The sequence below is a fragment of the Ktedonobacter sp. SOSP1-52 genome (assembly GCF_016587395.1).
The window spans coordinates 248,724-272,926 of record NZ_BNJH01000007.1 but is presented as its reverse complement, the minus strand read 5'-3'; the positions used below and the strand labels follow the sequence as shown (position 1 = coordinate 272,926).

Here is a 24,203-nt window from a genome sequence, read left to right as displayed (position 1 = left end):
AGATGATGGATTCCTGTGCAGGACAAGCTGAGCAGGGAGTGGCAAAAACCAGTCGATTCTGAGACACTCCCCTCCCAATTCATTGGGTGCCAGCCTTGTCGAGTTTTGGAGGACGGATGCCAAACACTGCAATCATCGTGGCAGCGACGATCACTGCCGCCGAGGCGACAAATACTATCGAGACGCCATGTACAGCATCTTGAGCGATAAGCGATCCGAAAAGTGCCACGCCGATGGCTCCTCCTGCCTGACGCACGGTATTGAGCACTCCTGACGCGATCCCTGAGCGCGACCGAGGAACAGCCGAAAGCAGCGCGGTGGTCATGGCCGGGACAGCGAGTCCGATGCCCAGTGGAATAACGAGCAGACCTGGCAGCATGGCGACATATGGTGTTGTCGGATCGAGCTTATGCAGAAGCCAGTACCCTGCGGAAGCAACGAGCAGGCCCATGACCATCAGTGGCCGCATACCAAACTTCCCACCCAGCCAGCTGGAAGCAAGATTGGATGCGAGCAGCACCAAGGGGAAGGGCAGGAAAGCTATGCCAAAATCGATCGGCGAAAAGTGGCGAACCTGCTGGAGATAGAGACTGAGGATGAAGATGACCCCGTAGAGGGTGAGATTGATGGCTAGGCCAACGAGTGTTGTTGCACTGAATGTTGGGTTGCGAAAGAAGTTGAGCGGCAACATAGGCGTCCGAACGCGCGCCTCGACCAAGACAAAGGCTACTACACAGATCAGCGCGATCCCAAAACCGAGCAGAACGAGAGGCGAGGACCATCCGACTACACTCGTTTCAATCATCGTCGCTGTCAGACTCGAGAGTCCTGCAATGGCGAGGAGCTGTCCACCCAGATCGAATCGGTCACTCTGATGGGCAGGAGACTCCTCGACGTAGCGCCATGTGAGCCAGATGCCAATGGCCCCGAGTGGCAGATTAACGAAGAAGATGCTCCTCCAACTCAGCGCATGTACCAGGAATCCGCCGAGCACTGGTCCTGTTGCCAGCGCGACGCTGCCAGCTGCAGTCCACAGGCCAACCGCTCGAGCCCGTGTCGCTATGTCGTCACGACAAGCATGGTTAAGCAGTGCTAAAGAGCAGGGGACCAAAAATGCCGCCCCGATGCCCTGGATGCAGCGCGCGACAATGAGTACGGTAGGAATGGGTGCAAGTCCACAGGCCAGTGACGCCGCGACGAAGAGGCCAAATCCGCTCACGAACGCTTTACGAGCGCCGATGCGGTCTGCGAGAGTTCCAGCGAAGAGCAGTAGAGATGCGAACAGGAGTGTGTACGCATCTACCACCCATTGCAAACCCGTGACCCCGGTCCTGAGGTCGGTGCCGATCTGTGCTAACGCGACATTGACAATCGACACATCGAGTTGCACGAGCACGAAACCCAGACTGGTCGCAAGGATGGTGATGAGAAGCGCTTTGCGCGAAAAGGGTCTGGGATCAGGCTCCTGGCCGCTTTGCGAGGGAGCGGTCTGCAGCTCATCAAGGTGAGTGGTGGTCATAAAGAATTCCTTTCTTCTCGTTCTGTTCTGCCAAAACAGCATGGGCGGTACAAGACACAGAGAGAGGATGCATTGATACATCAGAAATATGTGATATAATCATTGTAACAGGAAGATCTGATGTATGCAAGAGGAGATCTAGAGATGGAAGAACACACCTTGATTGTTGGACTAGCACAAGCACTGGCCGACCCATTGCGATTGAGCATCCTCCAGCACCTCATGGAGGGTCCGGCGACGGTGTCGGAATTGATGTCGCTCACGGAAGCAACGCAGTCCAAAGTCTCGAACCACTTGGCCCTGCTGCGTGAGCGGAAGTTGGTGCGTGCGACCCGCGACCGGCGGCAGATTGTCTATACCTTGCATGATGCGTCTGTTGGGCAATTGATAGAATCTTTGTCCCTGGTGGCCGGAGTGGTCCCCGCCAGGCAGGGGAAATCGCCACAAATGATCGCCGCTCGCACCTGCTATGATCATCTCGCCGGCCGCTATGGGGTTGCGCTCTTCGACGCCTTACTCTACCAGCAAGCCATTACCGCTCCGTCTGAGCAACGTGGCAACGTCGAATTGGGTTTGCGAGGGGAAGAGGTCTTTGGAAAGCTGGGATTGGACTTGGGAGCGGTGCGAAGCCTTCGCCGTCGTTTTGCCTTCGCCTGTCCCGATTGGACTGAGCGCCGTCCTCACCTGGGAGGGGCACTGGGCGGAGCTCTTTGGAGGCAACTGGTCGAACGAGGTTGGATTGTGAAGCAGCAAGGCACGCGTGCCACCATTGTGACTGAAGAAGGCAAGCAGCAGCTCCAAAAGCACTTCGGTATCCAGGTGAGCGAGAAACATTGAGAAGCTGCGATCTCGCGTGGCCCAGTCTTGTTCTTCGGAGTCCTGACGGTGCTTTCTCCCTCGTGCACACCAGACCAATCCTCCAGGCATTGTCAACTTATTCATAAAAACGAGAGATACTGATGAGTTAGAGGGGGAAAACATGGAAGGTCAACGGGACGTGGGGCAGTTTGTGTGATTATGCGACCTGTTTGATCCCAGTCACCTCATTCCATCGCTGGAATCGTCCCTGCAAAATAGCACGATATTCTCCGGCACGCAAGCGGTGACGTCGCGGCTGGAAATGCCCTGAGATGGGACAAAGGCCGAAAGAAAGCGTTGCGCCTGTGCGGGCTGATGTGAACCTTCGCATCTTCTTTTCGCGCAGTCGAGTCGGTGGTTTTGTCAGAATTCAGAGCAAAGCTTGTCCTATCTATCATTTGCAAGGCATGCTGAGAATAACGACCCATCGAAGAAGGAGTGATTCATGAATTGCCCATATGGTGCCTCAGCTACCACGAGAGAGCAACCCCAGAAGACTACGCTCGGCTATCGAAGATTCCGTTGCTCAGCTTGCAAGCACCGCTTCAACGAACGCACAGGAACGCCGTTCAATTTCCTGGAATCTCCTACAGATAGTGTTCTTCTGGTCGTCCTGTGGCGGCTCCGATACAAGTTGAGCTTGCGAGATCTCGCGGAAATGTTTCTGGAACGCGGCTGGGAGTTCACCCACGAGGCAGTTCGTGAGTGGGAAACGCGCTTTGCCCCACTCATGGCAGAACAGTTGCGGGCTAAACGACGCGGGCAAGCTGGGAGATCATGGTATGTCGATGAAACCTATCTCAAGGTCCATGGGAAGTGGTGCTACCTCTATCGATCTCTTGATGAGGATGGCAATCTCGTTGATTCGCGCCTCAGCAAGAAACGAGATATGGAGGCTGCCCAGCGATTTTTCAAGCAGGCTCTCACCATTGTTGGCCATGCTCCAGAGCGCGTAACAACAGACGGGCATACTTCCTACCCACGAGCAGTACGTGAGATCCTTGGGAGCAGTGTGCAGCATCGTCCCAATACATATCTCAATAATCTGCTGGAGCAAGATCATCGGGGAGTGAAACAGCGCTACTATCCAATGCGTGGCTTTGGTAATTTCAAATCAGCAGCTCGTTTTTGCTGTGCTTTTGACGAATTGCGTAACTATTTTCGCCTACGTCACGCCACGGGAAAAACAATGTCACTGGCAGAACAACGACAATTGTTCCGTGAAAGGCCTGCTGCCTTGCAACTTCTAATGCGGATGGCTTTATAAACCCAATGGATGATGAATTGAGGAGCTTTCACCTCTTTCTATGACTTTTGTGCTCTCAGTTCTGACAGAACCAAGGAAATACCCCGCATGGGCAAAGCGCTGCCAAAGCAGCTGGCGACAATGTCGAATGCTAAAGCTCGCATTCGACTGATAAGTCCTATAGCCGTATCTCTACTTGGAGGAGGGTGTTTCCCCCTTTTTCCTGGGCCTGAGGAGCCTGGATCTGCAAGGAGGTGGTGAAACGGTCTCTTAAGCGATCTTGTGAATGGGCGTTGCTGTGTATTTGTTTGCATACACACGATTACTACAAAACACGTTACGACGGCGAAATGCTTCTGGGGCCTGTTGGCGTAGGCGCTCGCGTACTTTTGGCTTTGTTGCGGCGGCAGGGGAGGTATAGAAAGACTGGTCCTCCGACAAAATGTAGTCGGCATTTTGCACCCAGGCAGGAACCTCCAACCTCGCCTGCTTACACAGGTACTCCACGCTGGCGGCGCAGAATGCCGCCCATTGACGGAGCTGCATCTGTTGCTCCGGGCTTTGGCTTGCCTCATGTTCTGGCTCGCTCAGTCCGATTTTGATAGGCTCTGCCACCAGGGCACAGCGTTGTTCTGGTGTGGGATAGTTCCCGTACCAGTCATGACTAAAGTTGCCAATGGCTTGCCATGGGTCTTCACCATTGTGAATTTGGCGGAATGCTTCCGCTATTGTCTGGGGTACATCTAGGGCAAACATGTTCTCACAAACCTCCTCATCCCTATTATACCTACTCGCAGCAGAGAAAAAAAGAGGAGAGCAATACCTGTGCTGCTCTCCTCTCACTCCTCCTCCTCAAAAAACATATCGAGTGTATAGCTCACAAAACACTCATTTTGCATTTTGCGGCTCATATATTTGTCCATGAGGGCCTGTGCCTGCTCTCGCGTGGAAATACCGGTGCGTTTGATGAGGGTTTGCACATCGCCATAGTCCTTGTCTCGATAGCTGTAAATTTTCGTCATCAGGATAAATTCATCCGCGGGGAGATAAATTTCTAGCGCATCATAGGATTTCCAGTGCCGCAGTTCCTTGTCGTCGGGCTTGAGCGCACCAATAACACCGAATGCATGGTCGTTAAACCAGTCTCGTTTCAGTTTGTGGCGGCTGGCAACGGCATTGATTGCCGTTTGAATCTGGCGTGACGTTTCATCTCTCTCAGGTTTGGATGAATCCATGAAGTTCAAGGGAAATATATCAATATCATGGGTAATGAGGCGGGACTGAGCCACCAACAGCATATACACTCCTCCCACAAACATCACCCGTACAGGTTGTAACTTGCGTCTGCTGAACTCTCTACCAAGATCCTGTAATAAGAGTTCAATCTCTTCTGCCTGCAAGTCTCGTTCTTTTGGCATTCACTTATATCTCATTTCTTTGATGATTGACATTTCTACCGTTGGAATATTCTTTTATGACACATCAAAATAATAGAAAAGTCAAGTTGTCACCGACGTAAAAAAACCTACTTTTCGGTAGCCTTTATGAAGCCATAAAGTTCTTTTAAGAGCTTATCCGAAAACTGAAAGACGTTCACAATGATGGAAACAAATGAGAGCACAGGCCAAACGCAGGAAGGCATCATAGGTGTGGTCCAACTTTTCCCAGCGAATGATGATTCGACGCCAGCGGTTGAGCCAGGAGAAAAGGCGCTCGACCACCCAACGTCTGGGAACTTTGGTCGTTTCCAAAGCATTGGCAGATTCCTGGGTCTCTCCTTGTTGCGAAAGCGCTTGCCAATACCAAACATGATTATGGCGATTGAGACGCACATGTGGCTCATAGCCTTCCTCATAGAGCAGACTGTAGATCACATCGTAATCATAGCCAGCATCCAGACACAGATGCTGGGGATGCTCAACAGTAGGTTCATGGCGTGCAATGGCATGATGCTCCAAGGTTGTAGCGACCAGCTTCATATCATGGCGGTTGGCCCCGTCAATCACCAACGCCAAGGGAAGCCCTCTACGATCACAGAGGATGCTCCGTGCGGGTTCCCTGCTTGCCGCGATCGGTGGGAGCGGGTCCGACTGCGGCTTGGGCGAAAGGGGCTTTGCACATCGAGCTATCGAGGCTCTGCCAGTCCCAACCAATGCCTTGCAACTCATCGTAGAGGTGCAGACCTGCCTCCCAAAGGCGAGCAAACACCCCTTGGGCTTCCCATTGGCGGAATCGGTCATAGACAGTGGAACTAGTACTACTTTGGTAGTTTCAGTGATAGAATGGAGACATGAACAAGAATCGAGTGCCCAAAGCCTCACCCGAACCCCTACCAGAACTGGCAGCATTCCTGGAACCATTTGCCCCGCTGTTCCGCCGACATACCAGCCGAGACAGTATGGAGCGCTACCTGACTGGACTGCTCACCGACTTGCCTCACAAAACGTGTGACACCATCGCAGACGTGGTCGCAGGAACCACCGTTGAGCGCTTGCAACACCTGTTAACTGACGCGGCCTGGGACCCGTTGGAGTTGGACGAAGCACGCGTGAAGCGCTTACTGGCCTTGCATCCTGTAGCGGATGGCATCCTCGTTCTCGACGATACTGGCCTGCCGAAGAAAGGGAGCGCCTCGGTCGGCGTCTTTCCGCAATACTCAGGGACCCTCGGCAAGATTGGCAACTGCCAGGTCGTGGTCAGTGCTGAGTTTCTCGCTGATGATCCGGCAAGCAGCACACCTTTCCACTGGCCCGTGAGCGCCCAACTCTTTCTGCCGCAAGCCTGGATGCAGGATGCCGAGCGCCGTAAGCAGGCACAGGTCCCGAAGTCGATCAGCCAGCAGACCAAGCCGGAAATTGCGCTGGGACTGCTAGATCGCGCCAGGCAGTGGGGTGTCCCGATCGCAATGGTGGTGGTCGACGCAGGCTATGGAGACAATCCCAACTTTCTGCGCGGCCTCGACGAGCGCCAGATCCCCTACATCTGCGCGGTTGAGAGCACGTTCGGCTGCCGGTTGCCCGCCGAAGTGCAAGCTGTCGCGCTCCAGTTGCCCACCTATCAAGGACGTGGACAGCCCCGCAAACCACGTCCAGCCCCGCTGCACACGGTCAAAGACCTGATCGAAGCGTTGCCCGCCTCTGCCTGGCGAACCATCTCCTGGCGCGAAGGAACAAAGGGCACGATGCAGGTGCAGGCAGTCGCCATCCGCGTGCATTGGGTGACCGGTTCGCCTCGGCACTCCACCAGTCACAGTCGGGTACAAACCGGACCAGAGGGCTGGCTGCTGGCTGAGCGCCCTCTGCCTGAAGCAGACACCAACAAGCAGGAAACATCGAGTGCTGAAAAGGCTGGCAAGAAGCCAGAGCAAACGCGCGTATCGCTTCAGCACCCTGCCCCTCGAAACCTCCTTGGAACGATTGGTTCTGCTGGCCCACGCTCGCTGGGTCATCGAGCAGTTTTATGAGGATGCCAAACAGGAATGCGGCTTCGATCACTTCCAGGGACGCAGTTGGAACGGCCTGCATCGGCATCTGGCTCTCGTCATGCTGACCTACAGTTTCCTCATGCTCTTTCGTCTCACCCTTTCTTCGCCTCCCGATGAGGCGTTTTCCCCCCTGCGGCATGCGAAGCTCGCTACCTGGCGTGCATCGCCAGATGCTGCTCTGGCTGTTCCAGGATCTCGTCTGGTGGCTCATTCACACCCAGCAGATCGAGTTCTTCCGCCCCAGAAGAAACTAACAAAGTAGTACTAGAACACCGGTCAAGAAATGCCGTGCTTGGAAAACCAATGAGGTGCAAGCGAGGGACAGTGCCTTTATTGGGGGAGTTGAAGCGGGAATCCGAAGGAGGTGACAATCTCCGGACCAAGGAAAGCCGTCACCTCAGCAATCTGCTTGGGAAGCCGCGAAACATCAAGAGTGATGACCTGAATCCCGAACGCCCGATAGGATTTTGTCGCTTCGTCAGCTCGGTACAAAGCAACTGCTGGCTGTCCATTGGCACGCGTCGGATATAAACGCCACCGCTTCTGCACACCAGATGGGAAGACAGCGGCAAGGAACATGGTACGAATTGCATCTCGTCCCTGATACCACGAAGGGACTGGTGGCATAGAAAACGTCGCGTCTTCTTTCAGAAGCGCCACGAGTCCATCCACATCGTCAGTCTCCCACGCTTGCAGATAGCGCGCGAGCAACGAGTTCATTGTGGCATCCGTGCGACCAGACTGCACCACCTCAGAGGGCTCACGTTGATAGTTTTTCTCAAGCGTCACCCTGGCGCGGTGCAGAGCGCTTTTCACCGCTCCTACCGAGATCTCAAGGAGGTGCGCAATCTCGCTCGCACGCCAGTCCAGCACATCTGAGAGAAGCAAGATGGCTCGTTGGCGAGGGGGCAGCAACTGAAGAGCCGTGAGGAAGGCCAATGAAACGCTCTCGTACCTGGTATAGCGCGCTTCCGGGTTCTCCGTCGCAGCCAGCCAACTGTCAGGGAAAGGCTCAAGCCAAAGGGTCTCGGCACTCCTGGGAGCAATCGGAATCAATGGGTCCGACACAGAAGAGGCTGCGGTCGGCAGCGTGCGCGGCGAGCGTTTCTTGAGCGTGTCGAGGCTCGTATTGGTCGCAATCGTGTACAGCCAGGTACGCAACGATCCCGGACCCCGATCCGTAAATGTGTCAAAATGGCGCCAGGCCCGCAGCATGGTTTCTTGCACCGCATCCTCGGCATCGTGCAACGATCCCAGGAGGCGATAACAGTGCAGAAGTAACTCCCTGCGATAGGGTTCTATCAAGAGGCCACTCTCAGATTGGCCATAGGCAGCAACAGCTGTGATCAGAGCCTCGTGAACGTGATCAGTCTTCCTGTGTTTCTCTGTCACACTACTTCCCCTGGTCGCCATGTTTTTGGGGAGAGTTCTGTTTGCTGGAACTCTCGCACTTGTCCGGGCTATTGGATGTGTTTCCCGTCTTTTTCGACCTGCTCTACTCGAGTACGCAACCCTCTTCGGAGCGTCCCCAGTCGGATAGATACTTATGAAACTGTCGTGAAGAGCAAAACGGTGCGGTCTGATGGGAGGTATTTTCTGCTCAGCACGCGCGTCCCTGGACTTGCTCATCAATGCAACCAGGCCGGAGGTCGCGATACTCTTGCGCCAAACACGCTCATTTTACCACACGGTGCAGGTTCTTTGCCACTCGTCCGAGCGTTCCAAAATCGTGTGTATCACTTGTCATAGCAAGCTGAAAATACCTCCTCTCAGACCGCACCGTTTTGCTCTTCACGACAGTTTCATGAGTATCTATTGGCAAACAGGCACGATCCTACCAGAAGAGGGAGAAGGTATTCATGGCTCAGATCAATCAAATCGCAGAGGGGCTCTATCGGATCTCATCTTTCTCCCCAACTGTCGGCATCAGCTTCAATCAGTTTTTTCTTGATGACGAGCATCCGACACTCATTCATACCAGGACGTATCCTCTGTATGAAGGGGTGCGTCAGACCGTGTCCGATATCTTTGAATTCAAACGATAGAAAGGTGAAAGGTCATGCACATTCTTGAGAAACCAGTTCCCTCACGGCGCTGGTGGTCATTACTCATCATTCTTGCCGGCACCTTTATGGGGACGCTGGACATGTTTGTGGTGAATGTCGGCATCCCCTCAATTCAGCGGAGTTTGCACAGTACCTTCGCGCAGGTTGAGCTGGTCATTGCCGGTTATACTCTCTGCTATGCGGTGCTGCTCATCACAGGAGGGCGACTGGGCGACCTGTACGGACGCAAACGACTCTTTCAATTGGGCATACTCAGTTTTACGCTGACTTCTCTGCTCTGTGGTTTCGCCCCCAACGCCACTATGCTGATTGTCTTTCGGCTTGTGCAAGGGTGTTCTGCTGCGTTGATGATACCCCAGGTTATCGCGCTTATTCAGGTCACGTTTGCCGGTACACAACGTGCCATCGCGCTAGGTTGTTACGGTGCAACTCTCGGCCTGGCGTCAATCACCGGGCAAATCGTCGGAGGCCTACTCATTGGCAGTAATATTTTCGATTTAGGCTGGCGTAGCATCTTTTTCATCAACGTTCCTGTTGGTGTTCTGACTTTGCTGGCATCTATTCCTCTGGTTCGCGAGTTCCCCCGGCGAAGTAGCCGTCACCTGGATCTGATAGGGGTGGGAATCTTGACGGTAGGACTCTTTTTGCTGGCCTATCCGCTGATCGAAGGGCATGATCTTGGTTGGCCTCTGTGGACCTTCCTCTCTCTGCTCTTCTCAGTGCCAGTGTTAGCACTCTTTGTGTTCTATGAGCACGGTCTGACCCGGCAGGGAGGCTCGCCACTCGTCCCACTTGCTCTGTTCCGACAGCGCAACTTTGTTTTAGGCATGCTCACGGCCCTGGTCTTTTATAGTGCCAATGGCGCTCTGTTCTTTACACTCGCCCTCTATCTGCAATTTGGGCTTGGCTTCTCACCCCTGGTTGCCGGGCTGACTTACCTGCCCATGGGCCTGGGTTTCTTCTTCACCTCACTGCTGGTCCCACGTGTTGTGTCCCTCATAGGAGGCAAGTGGGTGCTGCGTAGCGGGGCGATGGTGATGGGCATAGGAGAACTTTGGATCATCACGGCAGTGTTGCAAGCTGGAATGCGAATACCGCAGAACCAGTTGCTCCTGCCTCTGCTGGTCTTCGGTTTGGGTGGAGGTATGATCGGTGCTCCTCTGATGAATGTCGTGTTGAGTGATATCCCATCTCAGGATGCTGGTGCAGCTTCAGGTTTATTGACGACCGCAGTCCAGCTTTCTAACGCCATAGGAGTCGCGGTGATAGGAATCATCTTCTTTGGCGTGTTGGGACCCACCACCTTCGGACAGATTGCTCGTCTGTCCGCTCTGCCCTATGGACGAGCCTTTGTCGCATCCGTATCGGCTCTTGTAGCGCTGGCAATCGCGACGTTGCTATCTGTCTCGCTGCTGCGATCTCCCCAAAAAGGGCAGGGTGATACAGCCCGAGAGAAGGTGAGTATTACCTCCCTTCAGGAAGTGGCACCACGATAATTTGTAGAATACTACCAAGGAGGACTGTATGGTCAAATTTCTTGTGCTCTGGAATACTCCGGAAGATCCCGTGGCCTTTGAGTGCCACTATCGCGACGTGCAGATCCCATTGATCAAACAATTACCTGACCTGCGACGCTATACGATTGGTCATCACGCCACGCCGATTCGTGGAGGCGAACCCTATTACTGGATAGCCGAGTTAGAGTGGGACAGCATGGACGCTCTCCAGAAGGCATTCCAATCACCTGAAGGCCAGGCCACCGCGCAAGATGCCACCAATTTAGCCAGAGCTAGCAGCACCGGATTCCGGGGCATGGTGTACGAGGTGGAAGAAGTCTAGGAGTGCGTCTGACGACACAGGCGACCTCTTTTGCATCTTCCTTACCTTGTTAGCAAAACGGGCGAGAACACGTCTTCTCGTCCGCTTTTTGATAACAAGAGCATTCCAGCGAGCTTTCGGAAAGCGAGTAGCATATGCGTCCTTCAGCCTGACATCCTCCAGTTGAACTATCATTCCTTGAACAAACCATCATCGCACGCATCAAACGGGCGAAGCTGTTTATTTTTCTCCGGCATCACCGCCATGAACTCTTTGATGACGCTTTTCAAGAAGAACTGGCGACGCTCTATGCGCCGAGCCTCCGTGGGCAGCCTCCCATTCCCCCAGCGCAATTAGCCCTGGCAACCATTGTTCAAGCATACACGGGTGTCTCGGATGACGAGGTCATTGAGGCAACACTCATGGATCGACGCTGGCAGTTAGTACTCGATTGTCTGGACATGGATCAAACACCGTTCAGCAAAGGAACGCTGGTGGCCTTCCGCAAACGGCTCATTGAGGCACAGATGGATCGACGATTGATCGAGCGAACTCTTGAGCTTGCAAGCCAAAGTCAGGCTTTTGGCGACCGCCCATTACGCGCTGCTCTGGATAGTAGTCCGTTATGGGGAGCAGGGCGTGTCGAGGATACGTACAATCTGGTGGGACACGCGCTCAAAAAAGTTATACGCGTCGTGGCCGACCAACAGGAGAGGGAGTTGGCGGAAGTGGCGTCCGAAGCGGAGGCCGAGTTAATTTGTGGGAGCAGCCTGAAAGCGGCGTTGAATCGCGATTGGGACCAACAAATTGAGAAAGATGAGGCACTCACCTTGGTCCTGAACGTGTTGCGATCAGTGGAGACCTGGGTGCAGACCTTGCAACAGGAAGATGCGCTCGTGGCTCAGCCGTCTCTCTCGATTGCTCAACAGGTGAAAGCACAAGATGTGCAAGTGGATGAGAAGGGAAAAGAGTGTCTGATCAAAGGGGTAGCCAAAGACCGACGCATCAGCGTTGAAGACTCCGAGATGCGTCATGGACGCAAAAGTCGCAGTGTTCTAGTAGATGGGTACAAACGCCATGTGCTGCATGACCTGGACACGAATCTCATCCGTGCGGTGGGCATCACGCCAGCCAATCTTCCGGAAGCCAGCGTGACGGAAGCCATCAGCGAAGATCTGGAGCGGCAAGAGATCTGTTTAAAGGAACTGCACATCGACCGGGCCTATTTAAGCAGCCACTTGGTCCGGGAGCGCAGCGACGATCTGGAGGTGTACTGCAAAGCCTGGCCGGTGCGGGAGAGTAAACACTTTGCTAAGCAGACCTTTACCTTGGATTGGGAACGGCAGATGATTCGGTGTCCCAATGCACAGGAGATGCCCTTTGTACCCGGTGGCGTGGTTCACTTTCCCAAAGAAACCTGTGTGCAGTGCCCCTTAAAAGAGCAATGCACTACCAGCGCCAAAGGTCGGAGTGTGAGCATTCATCCTGATGAAGCTTTGCTTATCGAGTTGCGAGAACGTCAACAAACGCCCCAAGGGCGCGCCCGGCTGCGTGAGCGGGTGGCAGTGGAGCATACCCTCGCGCATGTTGGTCGGTGGCAAGGCCGACGCGCCCGCTATCGCGGCCTGCGCAAGAACCTTTTCGATCTGCGCCGTTGCGCTGTCGTCCACAACTTACACATCCTGGCACGTTCCCAGCAACTCTCGGCGAAGCTTCAGTAGACTGCGTGATTTCTCGACCGGTGTTCTAGGACGAGGTTCTTGCTCGTTTTTCACCCCACTTTTTGGTTAGAACTCAATATTATGGCGTACATTGTGTCCCTTTTTTCGTCCATCGGTGTTTATATAGCGTCTACGAAGATCGATCTTCATTCCAGGTGGATGATAAAAACACATGTAGATGGAAAACGAATTTATGAAAAAATTTCTAGCGCCTCCAGCGGTCTCCGATGATACTGACCTGGAGGTTGTGTGGATAGAGGCGGCTCAGGCGAATCCTTCGGCCTTTGAGCCCCTCTATCTGCGGTATCGGGAACGCATGTATTACTACTTACGTACACGAGTGCAAAGTGCAGAAGATGCGGCTGATCTGACCCATCAGGTCTTTCTCCAAGCGCTCCAGGCCTTGCCCAGGTATCGGTATCGCGGCGTTCCTTTCTCCGTCTGGCTGTTTCGTATTGCCCATCATACTGCGGTGAATGTTTCCAGTCGCCGTTTTTCCACGGTTCCCTGGGATGCTTTTGCGGAAGCCGTCGTATGCAAACCCGAGCAGGATCCAGAATCCTATGTCCTGCGTCAAGAAACCTTCACGCATGTAAGAAACCTGCTCCAGACCTTACCTGCCCACAAGCGTGAGTTGTTGGCCCTGCGCTTTGCCGCGGATCTGACCGTCCCTGAAATTGCCGCTATTATTGGCAAGCGTCCAGATACCATCAAAAAGCAACTTGCGCGCCTGTTACAATCCCTCAAGGAGGCTTGTCATGAAACCGAGTAATGCACAGTATGCAGACCTTTTTGATAATCATGCCGATGAGCAGCTCATTGAGCAAGCAACACGTTTGCAAGATCTCTATACCGCAGAGGAACTGCCCTCTTCGCTGAGTTGGGGGCGCTTCTCCCTGCAAGCGAGGCACCTCTCAGCCTCTTCTCGGGTGGAACATCGATCCCTTTCTCATTGGTTTCGGCCAGCATTTCCCCTCCGGCGTATGGGTTTGGGCGTGATGGGTCTTGTTCTGGTGCTCCTGTTAAGTGCTTTTACGCTGTATTCTACCCATGCCCTCGACGCTCTCATGAGCGGCCTCTTTACTGGAAGCTCGCTCCTCCACGCAGAAACTCTTAGAGGACAACCAGTTTACCAAGGTCAATCAAACGCAAACGATTGGCGGCTATCGTGTCACGGTAGAGAAAGTCTATGCCGATGCCAATCGGGTCCTTATTGGCGTCATTGCCACCTTGCCTGGGGCACATACTGCGCAAGAGTGGCAAGAACCTGCGCTGATGATGAACGATCACAATGAGCTGACGATCAAAAATGGGGGAAAACTTGCCGCCATCGGTGACGCAAGTGCCTATGATACCAGTGATCCTCATCATGGCAAAGAAGGTCATGTCTTCTCGTTTGATGCAGCAACGATCCAGGGGGCTCCCAAGAGTTTACCATTGGTGCTACGCCTGGGAGTCGATTGCCCATCGAGTGAGTGTCTCCATACCGTGACCTTCTCCTTTACCGTTCCTTTTCATGCGGGTCGTGTGCTTACTCCCCATCAGACGGTACGTGTTCAGGGGATCGCCCTCACGCTTGAGAAGGTCGTGGTGACGCCATCAGAAACCCGCCTCTATATTCGTGGACTGACGCCTCCCACTCCCCCCTCTGCGCCAGGGGCACTTCCAGCACAGTATACCGATTGGTCCTATGCTCTCAAACTGACTGTGGGTGGTCAAACCTACTCTGGCTATCGGTACCCTGGAAGTCCGAACATCTTTTTTTCAAGCCTCTATCCAGGAGCTGATCCCACATTACAAGATGGAGGCGGAGGGGAGGTGCCCATTTTCTTGAATCAGGACCCGAACATCGTAGGCATTTCGCTCTTCCAGCCGCTCTTTGAGAAGCATGGAAGCTGGACGCTGACAGTGACGAAAGAGGTGCAACATTTTCACCTCGAGAAAGATGCACATGGAACATCGAGTTATATAACGGATGGCTCGAAGCCCTCACCAGATCCATCTCTTGCTCCCTGGATGTTCACGTTTACACTGCCTTAGTCGTTCTGATCGCGAGCAGAGGAGCCTCTCTTGGTTTCATCAGAGAGGCAAAAAGGAGAGCAAGCCAATCTTCAGAAAGGAGGAGGCTTGCTTTCCTCCCTTCGTATGGAGGCATCTCTCTGCTGTGAGCAAACACCTACTACGAAGAATACAAGATGGTGTGCTCCACTGCATAGAAGGAGATTTTCGGAGAGGAGCAACGCTCATAAGGAGATCACCGAACGCTTCCTCTGGGAAACGCGAGGCAACCGACTCCTCAGAAGAGTGATAGGGATTGCACTTGCAACGAGCCTTCCAGGGATATCAGGTACGATGTCACAAGGACGAGCCGCAAGGAGCAGATTCGTGTGGTAGGCCTGGGTGATGGGAGTGAACGTGTAGACGCTGATACCAACAATAGTTCTGTGGATGTTCCTTGCCAAGGAGGTTATCTATTTGGTGGAGATGCCACCAGTCACAGGATGCATACGTGTGGTCGATTGCGGGTATCAGGTTGCGCCATAACCTCTGTTGCTCAGTGAAAATAGCTTGGCCTCGATGCAAGGAAAACCTAACAGCATCTTTTATTAGTGACTACACAAGCGCATGCATAATTGCAGAGTCAGTTTATTTCAAGAAAGGAAACGTGGCAACCCATGATGACGTTTTGTTAATACGTCATCCCCTCAAACCAAGAGCCGTCGTATCATGTTCGTGAAGAGCAAGAATGCGGTTGAATTCCGCGAGCGCCCCCTCATAGTTTCAGCCTGTAATACTGCCTGACCTTTGTTTATGGCTGAAACCAGTTGTGTGATGACTCCATGTTTGCTAAATGAATGCGCGCCCTCCTTACTCAAGGGAAGACGCGCATGCTGCATTGAGAACCAATGCGGATTCCTACCCGATAAGGAAGTAGGTGATATAGGTACTATAGCATATTTGATAATTCAAGCAAAGTCACCAATAGTCATCGTAGTAGATGTTGTTACTCTTGGGGTAGTAAGACTTATAACATTCACACCAAAAGCAGAGGTAATGGACCTAATGCCTCCCGTGCGGTTGCCCAAGCGTAGCCTATGGCGTCAAGGCTATACAAGCGCGCCCCTACCACCCTCTTCACCCCTGCGCGACCTTGACGCCATAGGCTTTCTGGAAAGCAACCCGCACCGGAAGTTGGGGACGCGGTTCGGGCAGCGGCAGACGTTGGAGAAGTCAATAGGTTACTATTCATGGTCAGCAGGAGAACGTTCGGGGACCGTTTAGGCGGCTCCGTTGGAGCAAGGGATCACGTCTTCTTCGGCAGTTGAATGATCTTTCTCGTCAGGGTACCCGGTTTCAGGGAACGGTAGTGACCTTCCCGATGCTTCCTATGCACCTCTGGATCATAGAGCATGGGAGCCGGGAGTTCCTGACCTGATGGGATATTACTCACTGGTTCCTGATCCGTTTTAAGCAGCGCGTAGATCATGGAAGTCATCTGACCAGCAATCCGCCCAAGAACTCTCTTCTTGCCGCGGTAGTCCTTCATTCTCTCATCATAGGTGCAGAGCCGAGGAAGCAGTCGCTGGTAGATTCTGGCCCATTCGCACTCAAAGGTAATGGATCGGGCAGCCATGAGATAGAGCATCTGCTTCATGGGACGAACCCTCTTCTCGTGAGCTTGGTTCGATCAAAAGAGATGCCCGTTTGATCTCGCCTGGGTGCCCAGCCGAAATAGCACTTTAGCTCACTCGCTTTCTCAAAGTTGGCAATATTCCCAATAGTAGCGATGATGGTTGCCGCTTGCACCACTCCGATAGGCGGCATGGAGAGCAAGATCTGTCCTTCTCGGCAATTCCTCACAATATCGATAATCTCCGTATCCAGACGTTCTATATGTTCTTGGACCAGCCGCAATTCTTTGATTAACAGTTCTTGCTCGATCTTCAGACCTCGCAATCGATTCACATTGGTGATGCCAATGCTCTGCTGGGCGAGCTGCTGGAGACGCAGGAGATTAGCTTCGGAAGGAAAATGCCTTGCACGAACTGCTCTGAGAGCAGACAGGCTGACGATGGCGATCTCCTGTGGTGTGGGGAATGTTTCCCGCGCATGCCAGGGCTACTTCGCGATTTGGGTCGTGAAAAATCTGGGTAAATTCAGGAAAAATCTCGTCGCAGATGGCCGTTAATTTGTTTCTCAATTGCGTAGATTGATGTGAGAGTTCATAGCGATGTTGTATGAAGCCTCGCAGGTGCATTGCCGCTGGCGTTGGGGGAAGAGTCCGTCGGACCAACTGCATTTTGTCTTCTCGCCTTCGCGCCCAGTTCGAGTTGCGTGTAGAGCCGATTCGCCAGGCTGAGGGCATCCCGTTTATCGGTTTTGAGCATGCCTTTGGGGCGTTCTTGCCATGAATCCGATACACTGTAATATCCAGATCCAGCAAATACTGCTCAAGATTTTTGTGATAGTGGCCAGTGTGCTCAAGGAGGACCGTTGCCTGTTCAATGGAGGTGTACTCCTGGATGCGATCGACAAAGGCCCGGAAGCCTTCGCGTGACTGCTCAAACGTGAAGGTTGGACATCCCTCAAAGCGCTGGTGGCGTTTGAGCAGCGTTCGGGAGAGAAAACCAGCCACATGTCGTGATTTGCCGATATCGACTCCGATGTAGATCGTTTCATGAGGAAACATCGGCATGAGTGTCAGGTCAGGAGATGCTTTCTTTGCGCGAGCCATGAATGAAGTCCTCCACAAGGGAACTCGCACTGCATTACAGAACCGAGCCAGTTTCGGGGAGAGAGGCCAGGAACTGTGGATGTGTTTTACCCAAATACACACAAAAGGTCTGGGAATCCGTCCTCATAGACTTATGAAGGATCAGAACACATCCCCCATTTACTACCAAAGAGTCGATCTCCATAAGTGGGAAAGGGTTCTCCAGTTCCCACTTCTCGAAGGAGCTACCTTCGAGTACCTCTCTTAGAACATACTACTACTTCCTCACTAGGTATCAAGATTGTTGTGTGTAAGTGCGACGAGTTGACAGATTTTTGGGTGAAGAGTGAACACTCGGCGCGAAGAGTGAACATCTCAACCATTGAGCAATTGAAAGGCCGCTCCAGAGGCGGATGGTTGCGCACTGTTTTTGTAAATTCGTAATAAATGCCTAGAAATGTGAGCAGGTTTAGCCCTCAAAGGGAAGCTTTAGCCCTGAAACACAAGCACCTAGCGCCTGCATATCTAGGAAACCGCTCCCCATTCAGGGCATCAGCACAAAATAGTGTCAATAACCCGGCTTTCAAGGGAATTTTGCGCCCACTCTCCTGGGCCTTCCTCTTCCTCTAAAATCAATCGCTTCATTGCACTCTTTCCAACCAAATCTTGACCGGTTGAGCCAAGATTTGGTGTTTTTTGGAAATGACTGCAACGTGTTGAGGGAATGGACTTCAGTTTGAGCTGTCTCTCTCTTCTGAAAAATGCATATCGGCAAGACTCGCCTGTTCCAATAGACCTCTCTCTTCACTCTCGGAACGAATGGAATTATTGTAGCGTTCATACGCTCATTCCTTATGCTGTGGTGGTTGCCAGTTCGACTGAGATAACCAAGTCTCCAGTGTCATTAATGAGGGATGCATCCGACGAAGTTCGGAAATGTTGGCTTGATGGACATGGGTGTTGAACCACTCAAACATTGGTTCACCTCCCGATGGCAATTCCTCAAAACGGGTAGGGATCCCGGTGTAGCGCTCAATCGTTGCTGCGGCCTGAACGAAGGTGATCTCGTCTCCAGCAAGTTCGAGTTCTTTGCCCAGGTAGAGGTCTGGATGTTCAAAGGCCAGGGCTGCAAACGCGCCGATATCCTCAACAGTAATCATCTGGATCACAGCATCCGCATGCACGCCAAAACGGATGAGCATTGATCCCTCAGACTGGGCCACAACGGGAGAGGTCAGGTTGCTCATAAAAAAGGTGGGACGGAGAATGGTTGCAGGTAGACCCAATGCACGAATATGCTGTTCAATCTGCCACTTACTTTCGAAGTGCCCAATCCCACTGTTGCGTTCAGCTGCACCGACTGAAGAGTAGACAAAGTGCGAGATCCCTGCTGCGAGCGCCGCATCAGCGATCGCTTTTCCCCAGCGCACTTCTGCCTCAAGGCCCCCCTCGCTGAAAGAGGTCTGAACACTAAAAACGCCATAAACGCTCTCCAGTGCGTTGCGCAATGAAATAAGCTGGTCAAGATCTCCTTGTACCAATTCAACTCCTTGAGACTGAAGGTCTCGTGCGCCGGGAGTATCAGTATGACGCACGAGCGCTCTCACGTTCCAACCACGAGTAAGTAACTGGCGTACAGTAGCGCCTCCCTGCCGTCCAGTCGCCCCCAAAACCAATATCGTTTTTCCATTATGAGACATTGTTTTCTCCTTGCATGACATGTTTGGGTGAGAAACCCCCACTTCTTTTCATTTGGAGCCAAGAGACTCCACCAGAGAAGGCTCCGTCCGTTGCTGGATGAAGCAACCGAGGGCTTGTGACCAGAGTATAGGCGAGAGCATGTGGTATCGTCACTGGACAAAAGAAGAGATACTCCCTGAACAAAAGAACAGGAAGGGATCCACACGGGAAATCTCAACGAGGAAGGCCCAGGAGAGTGGGCGCAAAATTCCCTTGAAAGCCGGGTTATTGACGCTATTTTGTGCTGATGCCCTGAATGGGGAGCGGTTTCCTAGATATGCAGGCGCTAGGTGCTTGTGTGTAGGATATCATAATGCTTGTCTTTGCCTCAGCTCACCTCGTGTGAAAAATCCCACAATTGCTGTCTTTGCTTCCCATACTAGGTGTCAGTGAGCCTCGAAAGAGGAGCCACGTATGAAAATTTCCCAAAATGTTACATGCTCTCTTGGTGTCTATGGACAGGCATAAAAGAGGAGGCCTTCGCTGAGGAATTGTTGACCCAGGACCAGGTCTCACGCTCCTGGTGTTGTGGCGCGCCGCATCCGCAGATAGAGCGATCTCCAGCCCAGATCCAGGCGCGTTGCTGGCAAACGAAACACGCACGATGTGGAGGCGGGTAGGTGGCGCCCTCGGGGAGGAAGATGTGTGCTGAAGATTGTGCATTGCTAGGAGTGGCTGAGGTTGTGGCCGATGGGAGAAAGGACTCCTGTTCCATGGTCATGATACTATCCTTCTTCTTAGAAATTGGCGCGAGGGGACGCCTTTTCTCGTCTGCCATAACTGTGTAGATGAAGCGTGCCGGGAGGTGGCTGAGAGAGAGTCTCCCGGCTTTTGTTTCAGGTGTCAGCAGGCTACTGTCCGTTGTGAGCGTTGAGGGTATCCTGCAGGGGTGTACCTTCTCGATAGCGAGAGCAAGAGAACCAAAGAAAATGTAGCGCAAGAATGAGTGAAATTCATGCTCCAGGGTGAACGCGAGGAGGAGGGCAAGTGCCGCCAAAAGAAGAAAGAAGGAGGATACGGCAAGGGACCAAATTAGAAAGAAGCGTCGCCAGCCGGGTGTGATGCGGAAGGTTTGCTGCTGCTGGTCAGGAGGTGCAGTATACCTGGCGAGGCCCTACTTTCTACGATAGCCGCTGTGATGGAGCGATACTGGCTTCTGTATGCAAGTATATCTATTTGCTTTGATCTGGGCAAGGCGCGGGGCAAGAGGGATAGCTCGGTCGTTCTGGTAGGGGTGGTTGTCTGGTGTTATGATATGAGGGACATCTCAACCGCGAAAGGATTACATTATGCAGCCGCTTACGAAGCGCTTTGCCGACTTATTTGAGAACTGGAGATTTTCGCGCCCCTTCTGGCTTCTTTCAATAGGCTCCTTTATCAATCGGGTGGGTCGCTTTGTTATACCCTTTTTCGCGTTGTATCTTACATCGGCGAGGCATCTTACGGTTAGTGAAGCCACGCTGGTCATCTCGCTCATAGGTCTGGGGTCACTCTTCTCTGGAGTATGTGGCGGTATGCTCGCGGACATCTTCGGACGCCGGGTCACTATTTTGATAAGCCTGTTCATGGGGGCGGCGATCCTGCTTATATTGGGCTTTGTCTCGCACATCGCGCTCATTGTTGGGTTCGCAGTGCTCTACGCGTTCTTCAATGACCTTGCCTCGCCAGCGATATCCGCGACTATCGCGGATACGACACCGCCTCAGAAGATTGCTCAAGCCTATAGTTTGCGTTACTGGATCAACAATATCGCCTCGGCGATTGGCCCGGTTCTAGCTGGATTGCTGGCTCCAATATCGTATTTGCTCCTCTTCCTGGGAGACGCGTTGACGACCCTCTGTTTCGGTCTTCTGATCTGGTTGGGGCTATCAGAAACACATCGACCGCGAAAGACCGTGAACGAGGTGCATATGGAGCGCCCGAAGCATTTACGGGTGACCCTGGCTGATCCCTGGCTGTGGAGTTATGCATTACTGGGCTTCCTTTTTGAATGCGTGTATATGCAATGTCTGACCGCGATACCGCTGGATATGCAGGCTCATGGATTGGGGCCATTAGCGTATGGTTCCATCAATGGAATGAGTGCTATAGAAGTTGTTCTGGTAAGTCTGCCTGTGACCGCGTTCTGCCAGCGCTTCTTTCCCAACACTTCACTGAGTATCGCGGCGTTGCTGCTGGGGATTGGTATGGGTCTCTTTAGTGTCCTACATACCTATACGGGCTTTCTGCTGGGTGTTGCTATCTGGACCCTGGGCGAGATACCTTATTTCCCCACCTCAATCGCGGTTATCGCGAATATCTCGCCAGCGCAGCTACGTGGTACCTATCAAGGGGTCTTCCAGACGATACGCTCGCTCTCTGTTGTCGCCGCGCCTGCGTTTGGTGGCCTGATAATACAGCACTGGGGAGCATCCATCCTCTGGCGAAGCTGCTTCGTCATAGGTCTGCTGGTCGCGGTAGGCTATTTCGCGCTGGGCCGTATCTATCGTAACCATAGAGGGCGAGTCGGGCTGACTACCAGCGAGAGTGAACCAGTGTTGCCCGCAGAAGTGCTCAAGAAAGGCTAGCGGAAATTTCGATGAGATGGGGGCGTAGGATTGGATGGCGGCAGCGAATTCGGAGTTTTGCCAATCGCGGAGTGGGACGGTGAAGAGGAGAGGGAGAGAGGCGCAGGCTAAAGCCCTGCGCCTACATATGATGGTTTGTATGCTTTGCCGTGAGGGAAAGGGGCGGGAGCGCTATTTTGTTTCCGCTGTGAGCAGAGGTTCTATGCGCCATGCTGGGGGCCCGCGTAGCGTGTGACCTGCTCGCGCAGAAAATGTAGTTCATGGCGCATGGGGTGGCAGAGGCCACGTTCGACGAGGGTATGAAGGAGTGGGAGGGCTTGTAGAGCCTGTTTGGCGTGTTGCGCGAGCTCCTGGTTTTGGTTCGCTTGGGGATCGTTGATGCCCCAGGTTTCCAGGTTATCTAGCGTGTTCTGGCAGTGTTCCAGATCTTCGCGCAAACGATCCAGCCCTTTAACGAACATACCGACATCTTCGAGCAGGCTATTAAGAGGGATCTGCCCATTGGTAATGGGCGGCTGAGTTGTCTGATGATGTGAGCCTGACGCGTGGGATCTGGGCGTGAGCCTATATTCTTCGGGTTGCAGGTGGGTGCTTCCAGGACCTTGAGTATGGACGCTGGCATGCTTTTTCTTCTCTTCTATAAGACCTGTGTTGCTTCCGTTGGTGGGAGATCACAAATAGGCTGGCAGGACTGGCGGAAACGGTAACTGGTACCGGTAATGATCTCTATGTAGCGCGGATGCGTAGGATTGGCCTCTAGTTTGTGGCGAATTTGATGGATGTAGACTCGACCTCTGTGCCATAGCCCTGCCCCAGATGGAGGGGGCCAGCCCTAATGCAGGCCCCCTCCCCGTCGCCCTTAGCGCCCCCTGGGGGGCTCTGGGTGGCGATCGAAACGCGTTGGTTCGAGAAGCGTCGTTTCAATGGCTGTCTTCTCCAGATGGTGGAGACAGGACTTACAGGAGATGTGTTGCGGTTTGCCATGCAGGGAGAGACGCCAGCCACGCGAGGAGATGCCCCCTTGTGAATCTGCATCCGGTTTCCCATTGCGGCAAAGCGTGCGGCCATGCCTGGCAACATGGGTGGTGAACTGTGTGGGCGACCACGTCTTGTGTGTGGTGTCCCAGTGATGTTTGATGAGAAGGTGCATATTTTTGAATGCCTGTGTTTTGATGTGTCGCTCTGAACGAGAAACGTGTATATTTCTCACTAGTAGTCAGTCCAGTTTGATTTTTGGGGAGGGGTACAAATCATGCATCTGAGCACGAGCATCAGCACAGGTAAAGCGCCAATGGATCTGGCAGCGTTGTGCATTGCGTTCGCTGGCCAGGGCCTCAATGTGTTGCCACAGATGCTCAAAGCTTTTGACCCGTTTGGACAAACAGCCCCGCTCAAAGATGCTGATCTCGATCTCGGCCATATTGAGCCAACTCCCATGCTTGGGGGTATAATGCACTTCCAGCCGTTTCCAGATACGCTGGGCTTCCTCGGGAGGGAACGCCTCGTAGAGGCTGCCCACCGTATGAGTGTTGAGGTTGTCCATGACCAAGCGAATGACGCGAGCATCAGGATAGACCTCATCCACCAGCCAGCGGATCGTCAGCGCGAAATCCAGCCTAGTGCGCTGGTGGGTCATCTCGACACAACGGCGACCAGCCAGGGGCTCGACGAACACAAACAGATTGGCGGTCCCCAACCGCTCATATTCGTAATCAGAACGTTGGGGAGATCCCGGTTTCACGGGCAGGGGCTCACGAACCTCTCCATGGAGCACCAGCGGCTTCTCGTCAAAGCAGACCAAAGGTGCATCTGGATCATAGGGCTGGGCGTACAAATCCAGCACATCTTCCATGGCTGCCACAAAGGGAGCATCGACGTTTGGAATGCACCAGTGCTCGTGCTGCCACGGCTTCAACGTGTTTTTTTGAGTAACTGGCGCACGGTTTCCGGCGAGATCCCTCGAACATATCCCAATTCGACGGCTTGGCCTGCCAGCATGCGAACCGTCCAGTGGTCATGCCCATCAGGAACCTTGCTACACGCAATGGCAATAAGATGGGCAGCTTGCTCATCCGTCAGTGCCTGGCGTCGGCGCTCTTGCCGTTTGTCGGTGAGCACTGCTTCGACGCCTCCCGCACGAAAGCGCTGGCGAATGTTGCGGATTGTCTGCTCCGAGATGTCGAGAGCCTGGGCGATTTCGGCATCCGTCCAGCCTGCATCGCTTTTCAACAGCACTCTCGCCCGTGTGAGGGTTCGCGCATTGGCTTTGCCACGTCGCACAAACACCTGCATGTGGTCTCGTTCATCTTCGCTGAGGTGCATCGGAGCGGGTCGTCCCATGAGATCTTCTCCTGTTTTTCCTCAGCATACCATAAATTTCAAACTAGACTGACTACTAGTATACCATACGGATTTCAAGAGCAAAGGGGGGAGAAAGGACGTTTCAGAGGGGCTTTAGGAAGGAGTAGCT

The 24,203-nt window shown here is 53.3% G+C and carries 27 protein-coding genes and 1 pseudogene; 12 read left to right on the top strand and 16 right to left on the bottom strand.

Annotated features, from left to right (window positions below; translation table 11 throughout):
* Positions 1-79: 79 nt before the first annotated feature.
* A complete protein-coding gene (locus tag JMJ16_RS50755) occupies positions 80-1,519 on the bottom strand; it encodes an MFS transporter (protein ID WP_201394097.1) in 1,440 nt (479 codons plus the stop codon).
* Between the two features lie 144 nt (positions 1,520-1,663).
* Between JMJ16_RS50755 and JMJ16_RS50750 the strand changes: the two genes are divergently transcribed.
* Positions 1,664-2,356 (top strand): helix-turn-helix transcriptional regulator, encoded by a 693-nt coding sequence (locus tag JMJ16_RS50750; protein WP_201394096.1) that lies wholly within the window; start codon positions 1,664-1,666, stop codon positions 2,354-2,356.
* A 178-nt stretch (positions 2,357-2,534) separates the two neighbouring features.
* Here the strand turns inward: JMJ16_RS50750 and JMJ16_RS55580 are convergent.
* Positions 2,535-2,732: pseudogene (locus JMJ16_RS55580) on the bottom strand (IS6 family transposase); the annotation flags it as partial.
* Between the two features lie 90 nt (positions 2,733-2,822).
* Between JMJ16_RS55580 and JMJ16_RS50745 the strand changes: the two are divergent.
* Positions 2,823-3,644, top strand: a complete 822-nt coding sequence (locus tag JMJ16_RS50745; protein WP_201394095.1) for an IS6 family transposase — start codon at positions 2,823-2,825, stop codon at positions 3,642-3,644.
* Positions 3,645-3,893: 249 nt separating this feature from the next.
* Here JMJ16_RS50745 and JMJ16_RS50740 read toward each other — a convergent pair whose 3' ends face one another.
* From JMJ16_RS50740 to JMJ16_RS50725, 4 genes are all read right to left on the bottom strand, one after another.
* Entirely contained in the window at positions 3,894-4,379 is a 486-nt protein-coding gene (locus JMJ16_RS50740; protein ID WP_236602122.1) for a hypothetical protein, read from the bottom strand.
* A gap of 83 nt (positions 4,380-4,462) precedes the next feature.
* Complete coding sequence (locus tag JMJ16_RS50735) at positions 4,463-5,041, bottom strand: hypothetical protein (RefSeq protein ID WP_201394093.1); 579 nt, start codon at positions 5,039-5,041, stop codon at positions 4,463-4,465.
* A gap of 153 nt (positions 5,042-5,194) precedes the next feature.
* On the bottom strand, positions 5,195-5,629 hold the full coding sequence (locus tag JMJ16_RS50730) for a transposase (RefSeq protein ID WP_236602149.1): 435 nt from the start codon (positions 5,627-5,629) through the stop codon (positions 5,195-5,197).
* Between the two features lie 25 nt (positions 5,630-5,654).
* Complete coding sequence (locus JMJ16_RS50725; RefSeq protein ID WP_201394089.1) at positions 5,655-5,831, bottom strand: hypothetical protein; 177 nt, start codon at positions 5,829-5,831, stop codon at positions 5,655-5,657.
* Between the two features lie 82 nt (positions 5,832-5,913).
* Between JMJ16_RS50725 and JMJ16_RS50720 the strand changes: the two genes are divergently transcribed.
* Together JMJ16_RS50720 and JMJ16_RS50715 are read left to right on the top strand one after the other, a co-directional pair.
* On the top strand, positions 5,914-7,086 hold the full coding sequence (locus tag JMJ16_RS50720) for an IS701 family transposase (RefSeq protein ID WP_201394087.1): 1,173 nt from the start codon (positions 5,914-5,916) through the stop codon (positions 7,084-7,086).
* The gene (locus tag JMJ16_RS50715; RefSeq protein ID WP_236602148.1) at positions 6,971-7,369 is read left to right on the top strand and encodes a transposase; all 399 of its coding nucleotides are present in this window, start codon (positions 6,971-6,973) and stop codon (positions 7,367-7,369) included. The genes JMJ16_RS50720 and JMJ16_RS50715 overlap by 116 nt, the downstream gene beginning before the upstream one ends.
* Positions 7,370-7,437: 68 nt before the next feature.
* On the opposite strand, the gene JMJ16_RS50710 is transcribed toward JMJ16_RS50715, so the two are convergent.
* Positions 7,438-8,499, bottom strand: a complete 1,062-nt coding sequence (locus JMJ16_RS50710; protein WP_236602121.1) for a sigma-70 family RNA polymerase sigma factor — start codon at positions 8,497-8,499, stop codon at positions 7,438-7,440.
* Positions 8,500-8,966: 467 nt separating this feature from the next.
* On the opposite strand from JMJ16_RS50710, the gene JMJ16_RS50705 reads away from it, so the two are divergent.
* The 5 genes from JMJ16_RS50705 (at position 8,967) to JMJ16_RS50685 (ending at position 13,484) form a co-directional block, all read left to right on the top strand.
* A complete protein-coding gene (locus JMJ16_RS50705) occupies positions 8,967-9,152 on the top strand; it encodes a hypothetical protein (protein WP_201394080.1) in 186 nt (61 codons plus the stop codon).
* 14 nt (positions 9,153-9,166) lie between these two features.
* Positions 9,167-10,669: an MFS transporter gene (locus JMJ16_RS50700; RefSeq protein WP_201394079.1), complete on the top strand. Its 1,503-nt coding sequence runs from the start codon at positions 9,167-9,169 to the stop codon at positions 10,667-10,669.
* Between the two features lie 28 nt (positions 10,670-10,697).
* Positions 10,698-11,012 (top strand): EthD family reductase, encoded by a 315-nt coding sequence (locus tag JMJ16_RS50695; protein ID WP_201394078.1) that lies wholly within the window; start codon positions 10,698-10,700, stop codon positions 11,010-11,012.
* 188 nt (positions 11,013-11,200) lie between these two features.
* Positions 11,201-12,712: an IS1182 family transposase gene (locus JMJ16_RS50690; RefSeq protein ID WP_236602147.1), complete on the top strand. Its 1,512-nt coding sequence runs from the start codon at positions 11,201-11,203 to the stop codon at positions 12,710-12,712.
* A gap of 193 nt (positions 12,713-12,905) precedes the next feature.
* Positions 12,906-13,484: an RNA polymerase sigma factor gene (locus JMJ16_RS50685; protein ID WP_201394077.1), complete on the top strand. Its 579-nt coding sequence runs from the start codon at positions 12,906-12,908 to the stop codon at positions 13,482-13,484.
* 341 nt (positions 13,485-13,825) lie between these two features.
* Here JMJ16_RS50685 and JMJ16_RS50680 read toward each other — a convergent pair whose 3' ends face one another.
* Positions 13,826-13,966, bottom strand: a complete 141-nt coding sequence (locus tag JMJ16_RS50680) for a hypothetical protein (RefSeq protein ID WP_201394076.1) — start codon at positions 13,964-13,966, stop codon at positions 13,826-13,828.
* Positions 13,967-13,987: 21 nt separating this feature from the next.
* Between JMJ16_RS50680 and JMJ16_RS50675 the strand changes: the two genes are divergently transcribed.
* Positions 13,988-14,752 carry a hypothetical protein gene (locus JMJ16_RS50675; protein ID WP_201394075.1) on the top strand — a complete coding sequence of 255 codons (765 nt, stop codon included), beginning with the start codon at positions 13,988-13,990 and terminating at the stop codon, positions 14,750-14,752.
* A 1,014-nt stretch (positions 14,753-15,766) separates the two neighbouring features.
* Complete coding sequence (locus JMJ16_RS50670) at positions 15,767-15,994, top strand: hypothetical protein (RefSeq protein ID WP_201394074.1); 228 nt, start codon at positions 15,767-15,769, stop codon at positions 15,992-15,994.
* Positions 15,995-16,016: 22 nt separating this feature from the next.
* Here the strand turns inward: JMJ16_RS50670 and JMJ16_RS50665 are convergent, their stop codons facing one another.
* From JMJ16_RS50665 to JMJ16_RS50645, 5 genes are all read right to left on the bottom strand, one after another.
* Entirely contained in the window at positions 16,017-16,367 is a 351-nt protein-coding gene (locus JMJ16_RS50665) for a hypothetical protein (protein ID WP_201394073.1), read from the bottom strand.
* Positions 16,364-16,678 carry a transposase gene (locus JMJ16_RS50660; protein WP_201394071.1) on the bottom strand — a complete coding sequence of 105 codons (315 nt, stop codon included), beginning with the start codon at positions 16,676-16,678 and terminating at the stop codon, positions 16,364-16,366. Before JMJ16_RS50660 ends, JMJ16_RS50665 begins: the two co-directional genes overlap by 4 nt.
* Before the next feature lie 49 nt (positions 16,679-16,727).
* Positions 16,728-17,447: a transposase gene (locus JMJ16_RS50655; RefSeq protein WP_201394069.1), complete on the bottom strand. Its 720-nt coding sequence runs from the start codon at positions 17,445-17,447 to the stop codon at positions 16,728-16,730.
* An 824-nt stretch (positions 17,448-18,271) separates the two neighbouring features.
* Complete coding sequence (locus JMJ16_RS50650; RefSeq protein ID WP_201394067.1) at positions 18,272-19,126, bottom strand: NmrA/HSCARG family protein; 855 nt, start codon at positions 19,124-19,126, stop codon at positions 18,272-18,274.
* Between the two features lie 473 nt (positions 19,127-19,599).
* Positions 19,600-19,887, bottom strand: coding sequence for a hypothetical protein (locus tag JMJ16_RS50645; RefSeq protein WP_201394065.1), 288 nt, complete (start codon positions 19,885-19,887; stop codon positions 19,600-19,602).
* Positions 19,888-20,455: 568 nt separating this feature from the next.
* Here JMJ16_RS50645 and JMJ16_RS50640 point away from each other — a divergent pair.
* Positions 20,456-21,733 carry an MFS transporter gene (locus JMJ16_RS50640; RefSeq protein ID WP_201394063.1) on the top strand — a complete coding sequence of 426 codons (1,278 nt, stop codon included), beginning with the start codon at positions 20,456-20,458 and terminating at the stop codon, positions 21,731-21,733.
* A 200-nt stretch (positions 21,734-21,933) separates the two neighbouring features.
* Here the strand turns inward: JMJ16_RS50640 and JMJ16_RS50635 are convergent, their stop codons facing one another.
* The 3 genes from JMJ16_RS50635 to JMJ16_RS50625 form a co-directional block, all read right to left on the bottom strand.
* Complete coding sequence (locus JMJ16_RS50635) at positions 21,934-22,194, bottom strand: hypothetical protein (RefSeq protein WP_201394061.1); 261 nt, start codon at positions 22,192-22,194, stop codon at positions 21,934-21,936.
* A gap of 398 nt (positions 22,195-22,592) precedes the next feature.
* On the bottom strand, positions 22,593-22,883 hold the full coding sequence (locus tag JMJ16_RS50630; RefSeq protein WP_236602120.1) for a hypothetical protein: 291 nt from the start codon (positions 22,881-22,883) through the stop codon (positions 22,593-22,595).
* 66 nt (positions 22,884-22,949) lie between these two features.
* A protein-coding gene (locus tag JMJ16_RS50625; protein ID WP_201394059.1) for an IS630 family transposase occupies positions 22,950-24,073 on the bottom strand; the annotation gives its coding sequence in 2 pieces (ribosomal slippage) (positions 22,950-23,659 and positions 23,659-24,073; 1,125 coding nt in all).
* Positions 24,074-24,203: the final 130 nt, after the last annotated feature.

Coding starts and splice junctions, on each gene's coding strand:
- JMJ16_RS50755 (WP_201394097.1), bottom strand. CDS start 1,519: ATGACCACCACTCACCTTGATGAGCTGCAGACCGCTCCCTCGCAAAGC.
- JMJ16_RS50750 (WP_201394096.1), top strand. CDS start 1,664: ATGGAAGAACACACCTTGATTGTTGGACTAGCACAAGCACTGGCCGAC.
- JMJ16_RS50745 (WP_201394095.1), top strand. CDS start 2,823: ATGAATTGCCCATATGGTGCCTCAGCTACCACGAGAGAGCAACCCCAG.
- JMJ16_RS50740 (WP_236602122.1), bottom strand. CDS start 4,379: ATGTTTGCCCTAGATGTACCCCAGACAATAGCGGAAGCATTCCGCCAA.
- JMJ16_RS50735 (WP_201394093.1), bottom strand. CDS start 5,041: ATGCCAAAAGAACGAGACTTGCAGGCAGAAGAGATTGAACTCTTATTA.
- JMJ16_RS50720 (WP_201394087.1), top strand. CDS start 5,914: ATGAACAAGAATCGAGTGCCCAAAGCCTCACCCGAACCCCTACCAGAA.
- JMJ16_RS50705 (WP_201394080.1), top strand. CDS start 8,967: ATGGCTCAGATCAATCAAATCGCAGAGGGGCTCTATCGGATCTCATCT.
- JMJ16_RS50700 (WP_201394079.1), top strand. CDS start 9,167: ATGCACATTCTTGAGAAACCAGTTCCCTCACGGCGCTGGTGGTCATTA.
- JMJ16_RS50695 (WP_201394078.1), top strand. CDS start 10,698: ATGGTCAAATTTCTTGTGCTCTGGAATACTCCGGAAGATCCCGTGGCC.
- JMJ16_RS50685 (WP_201394077.1), top strand. CDS start 12,906: ATGAAAAAATTTCTAGCGCCTCCAGCGGTCTCCGATGATACTGACCTG.
- JMJ16_RS50675 (WP_201394075.1), top strand. CDS start 13,988: ATGATGAACGATCACAATGAGCTGACGATCAAAAATGGGGGAAAACTT.
- JMJ16_RS50670 (WP_201394074.1), top strand. CDS start 15,767: ATGGACCTAATGCCTCCCGTGCGGTTGCCCAAGCGTAGCCTATGGCGT.
- JMJ16_RS50665 (WP_201394073.1), bottom strand. CDS start 16,367: ATGAAGCAGATGCTCTATCTCATGGCTGCCCGATCCATTACCTTTGAG.
- JMJ16_RS50655 (WP_201394069.1), bottom strand. CDS start 17,447: ATGGCTCGCGCAAAGAAAGCATCTCCTGACCTGACACTCATGCCGATG.
- JMJ16_RS50650 (WP_201394067.1), bottom strand. CDS start 19,126: ATGTCTCATAATGGAAAAACGATATTGGTTTTGGGGGCGACTGGACGG.
- JMJ16_RS50645 (WP_201394065.1), bottom strand. CDS start 19,887: ATGACCATGGAACAGGAGTCCTTTCTCCCATCGGCCACAACCTCAGCC.
- JMJ16_RS50640 (WP_201394063.1), top strand. CDS start 20,456: ATGCAGCCGCTTACGAAGCGCTTTGCCGACTTATTTGAGAACTGGAGA.
- JMJ16_RS50635 (WP_201394061.1), bottom strand. CDS start 22,194: ATGTTCGTTAAAGGGCTGGATCGTTTGCGCGAAGATCTGGAACACTGC.
- JMJ16_RS50630 (WP_236602120.1), bottom strand. CDS start 22,883: ATGCACCTTCTCATCAAACATCACTGGGACACCACACACAAGACGTGG.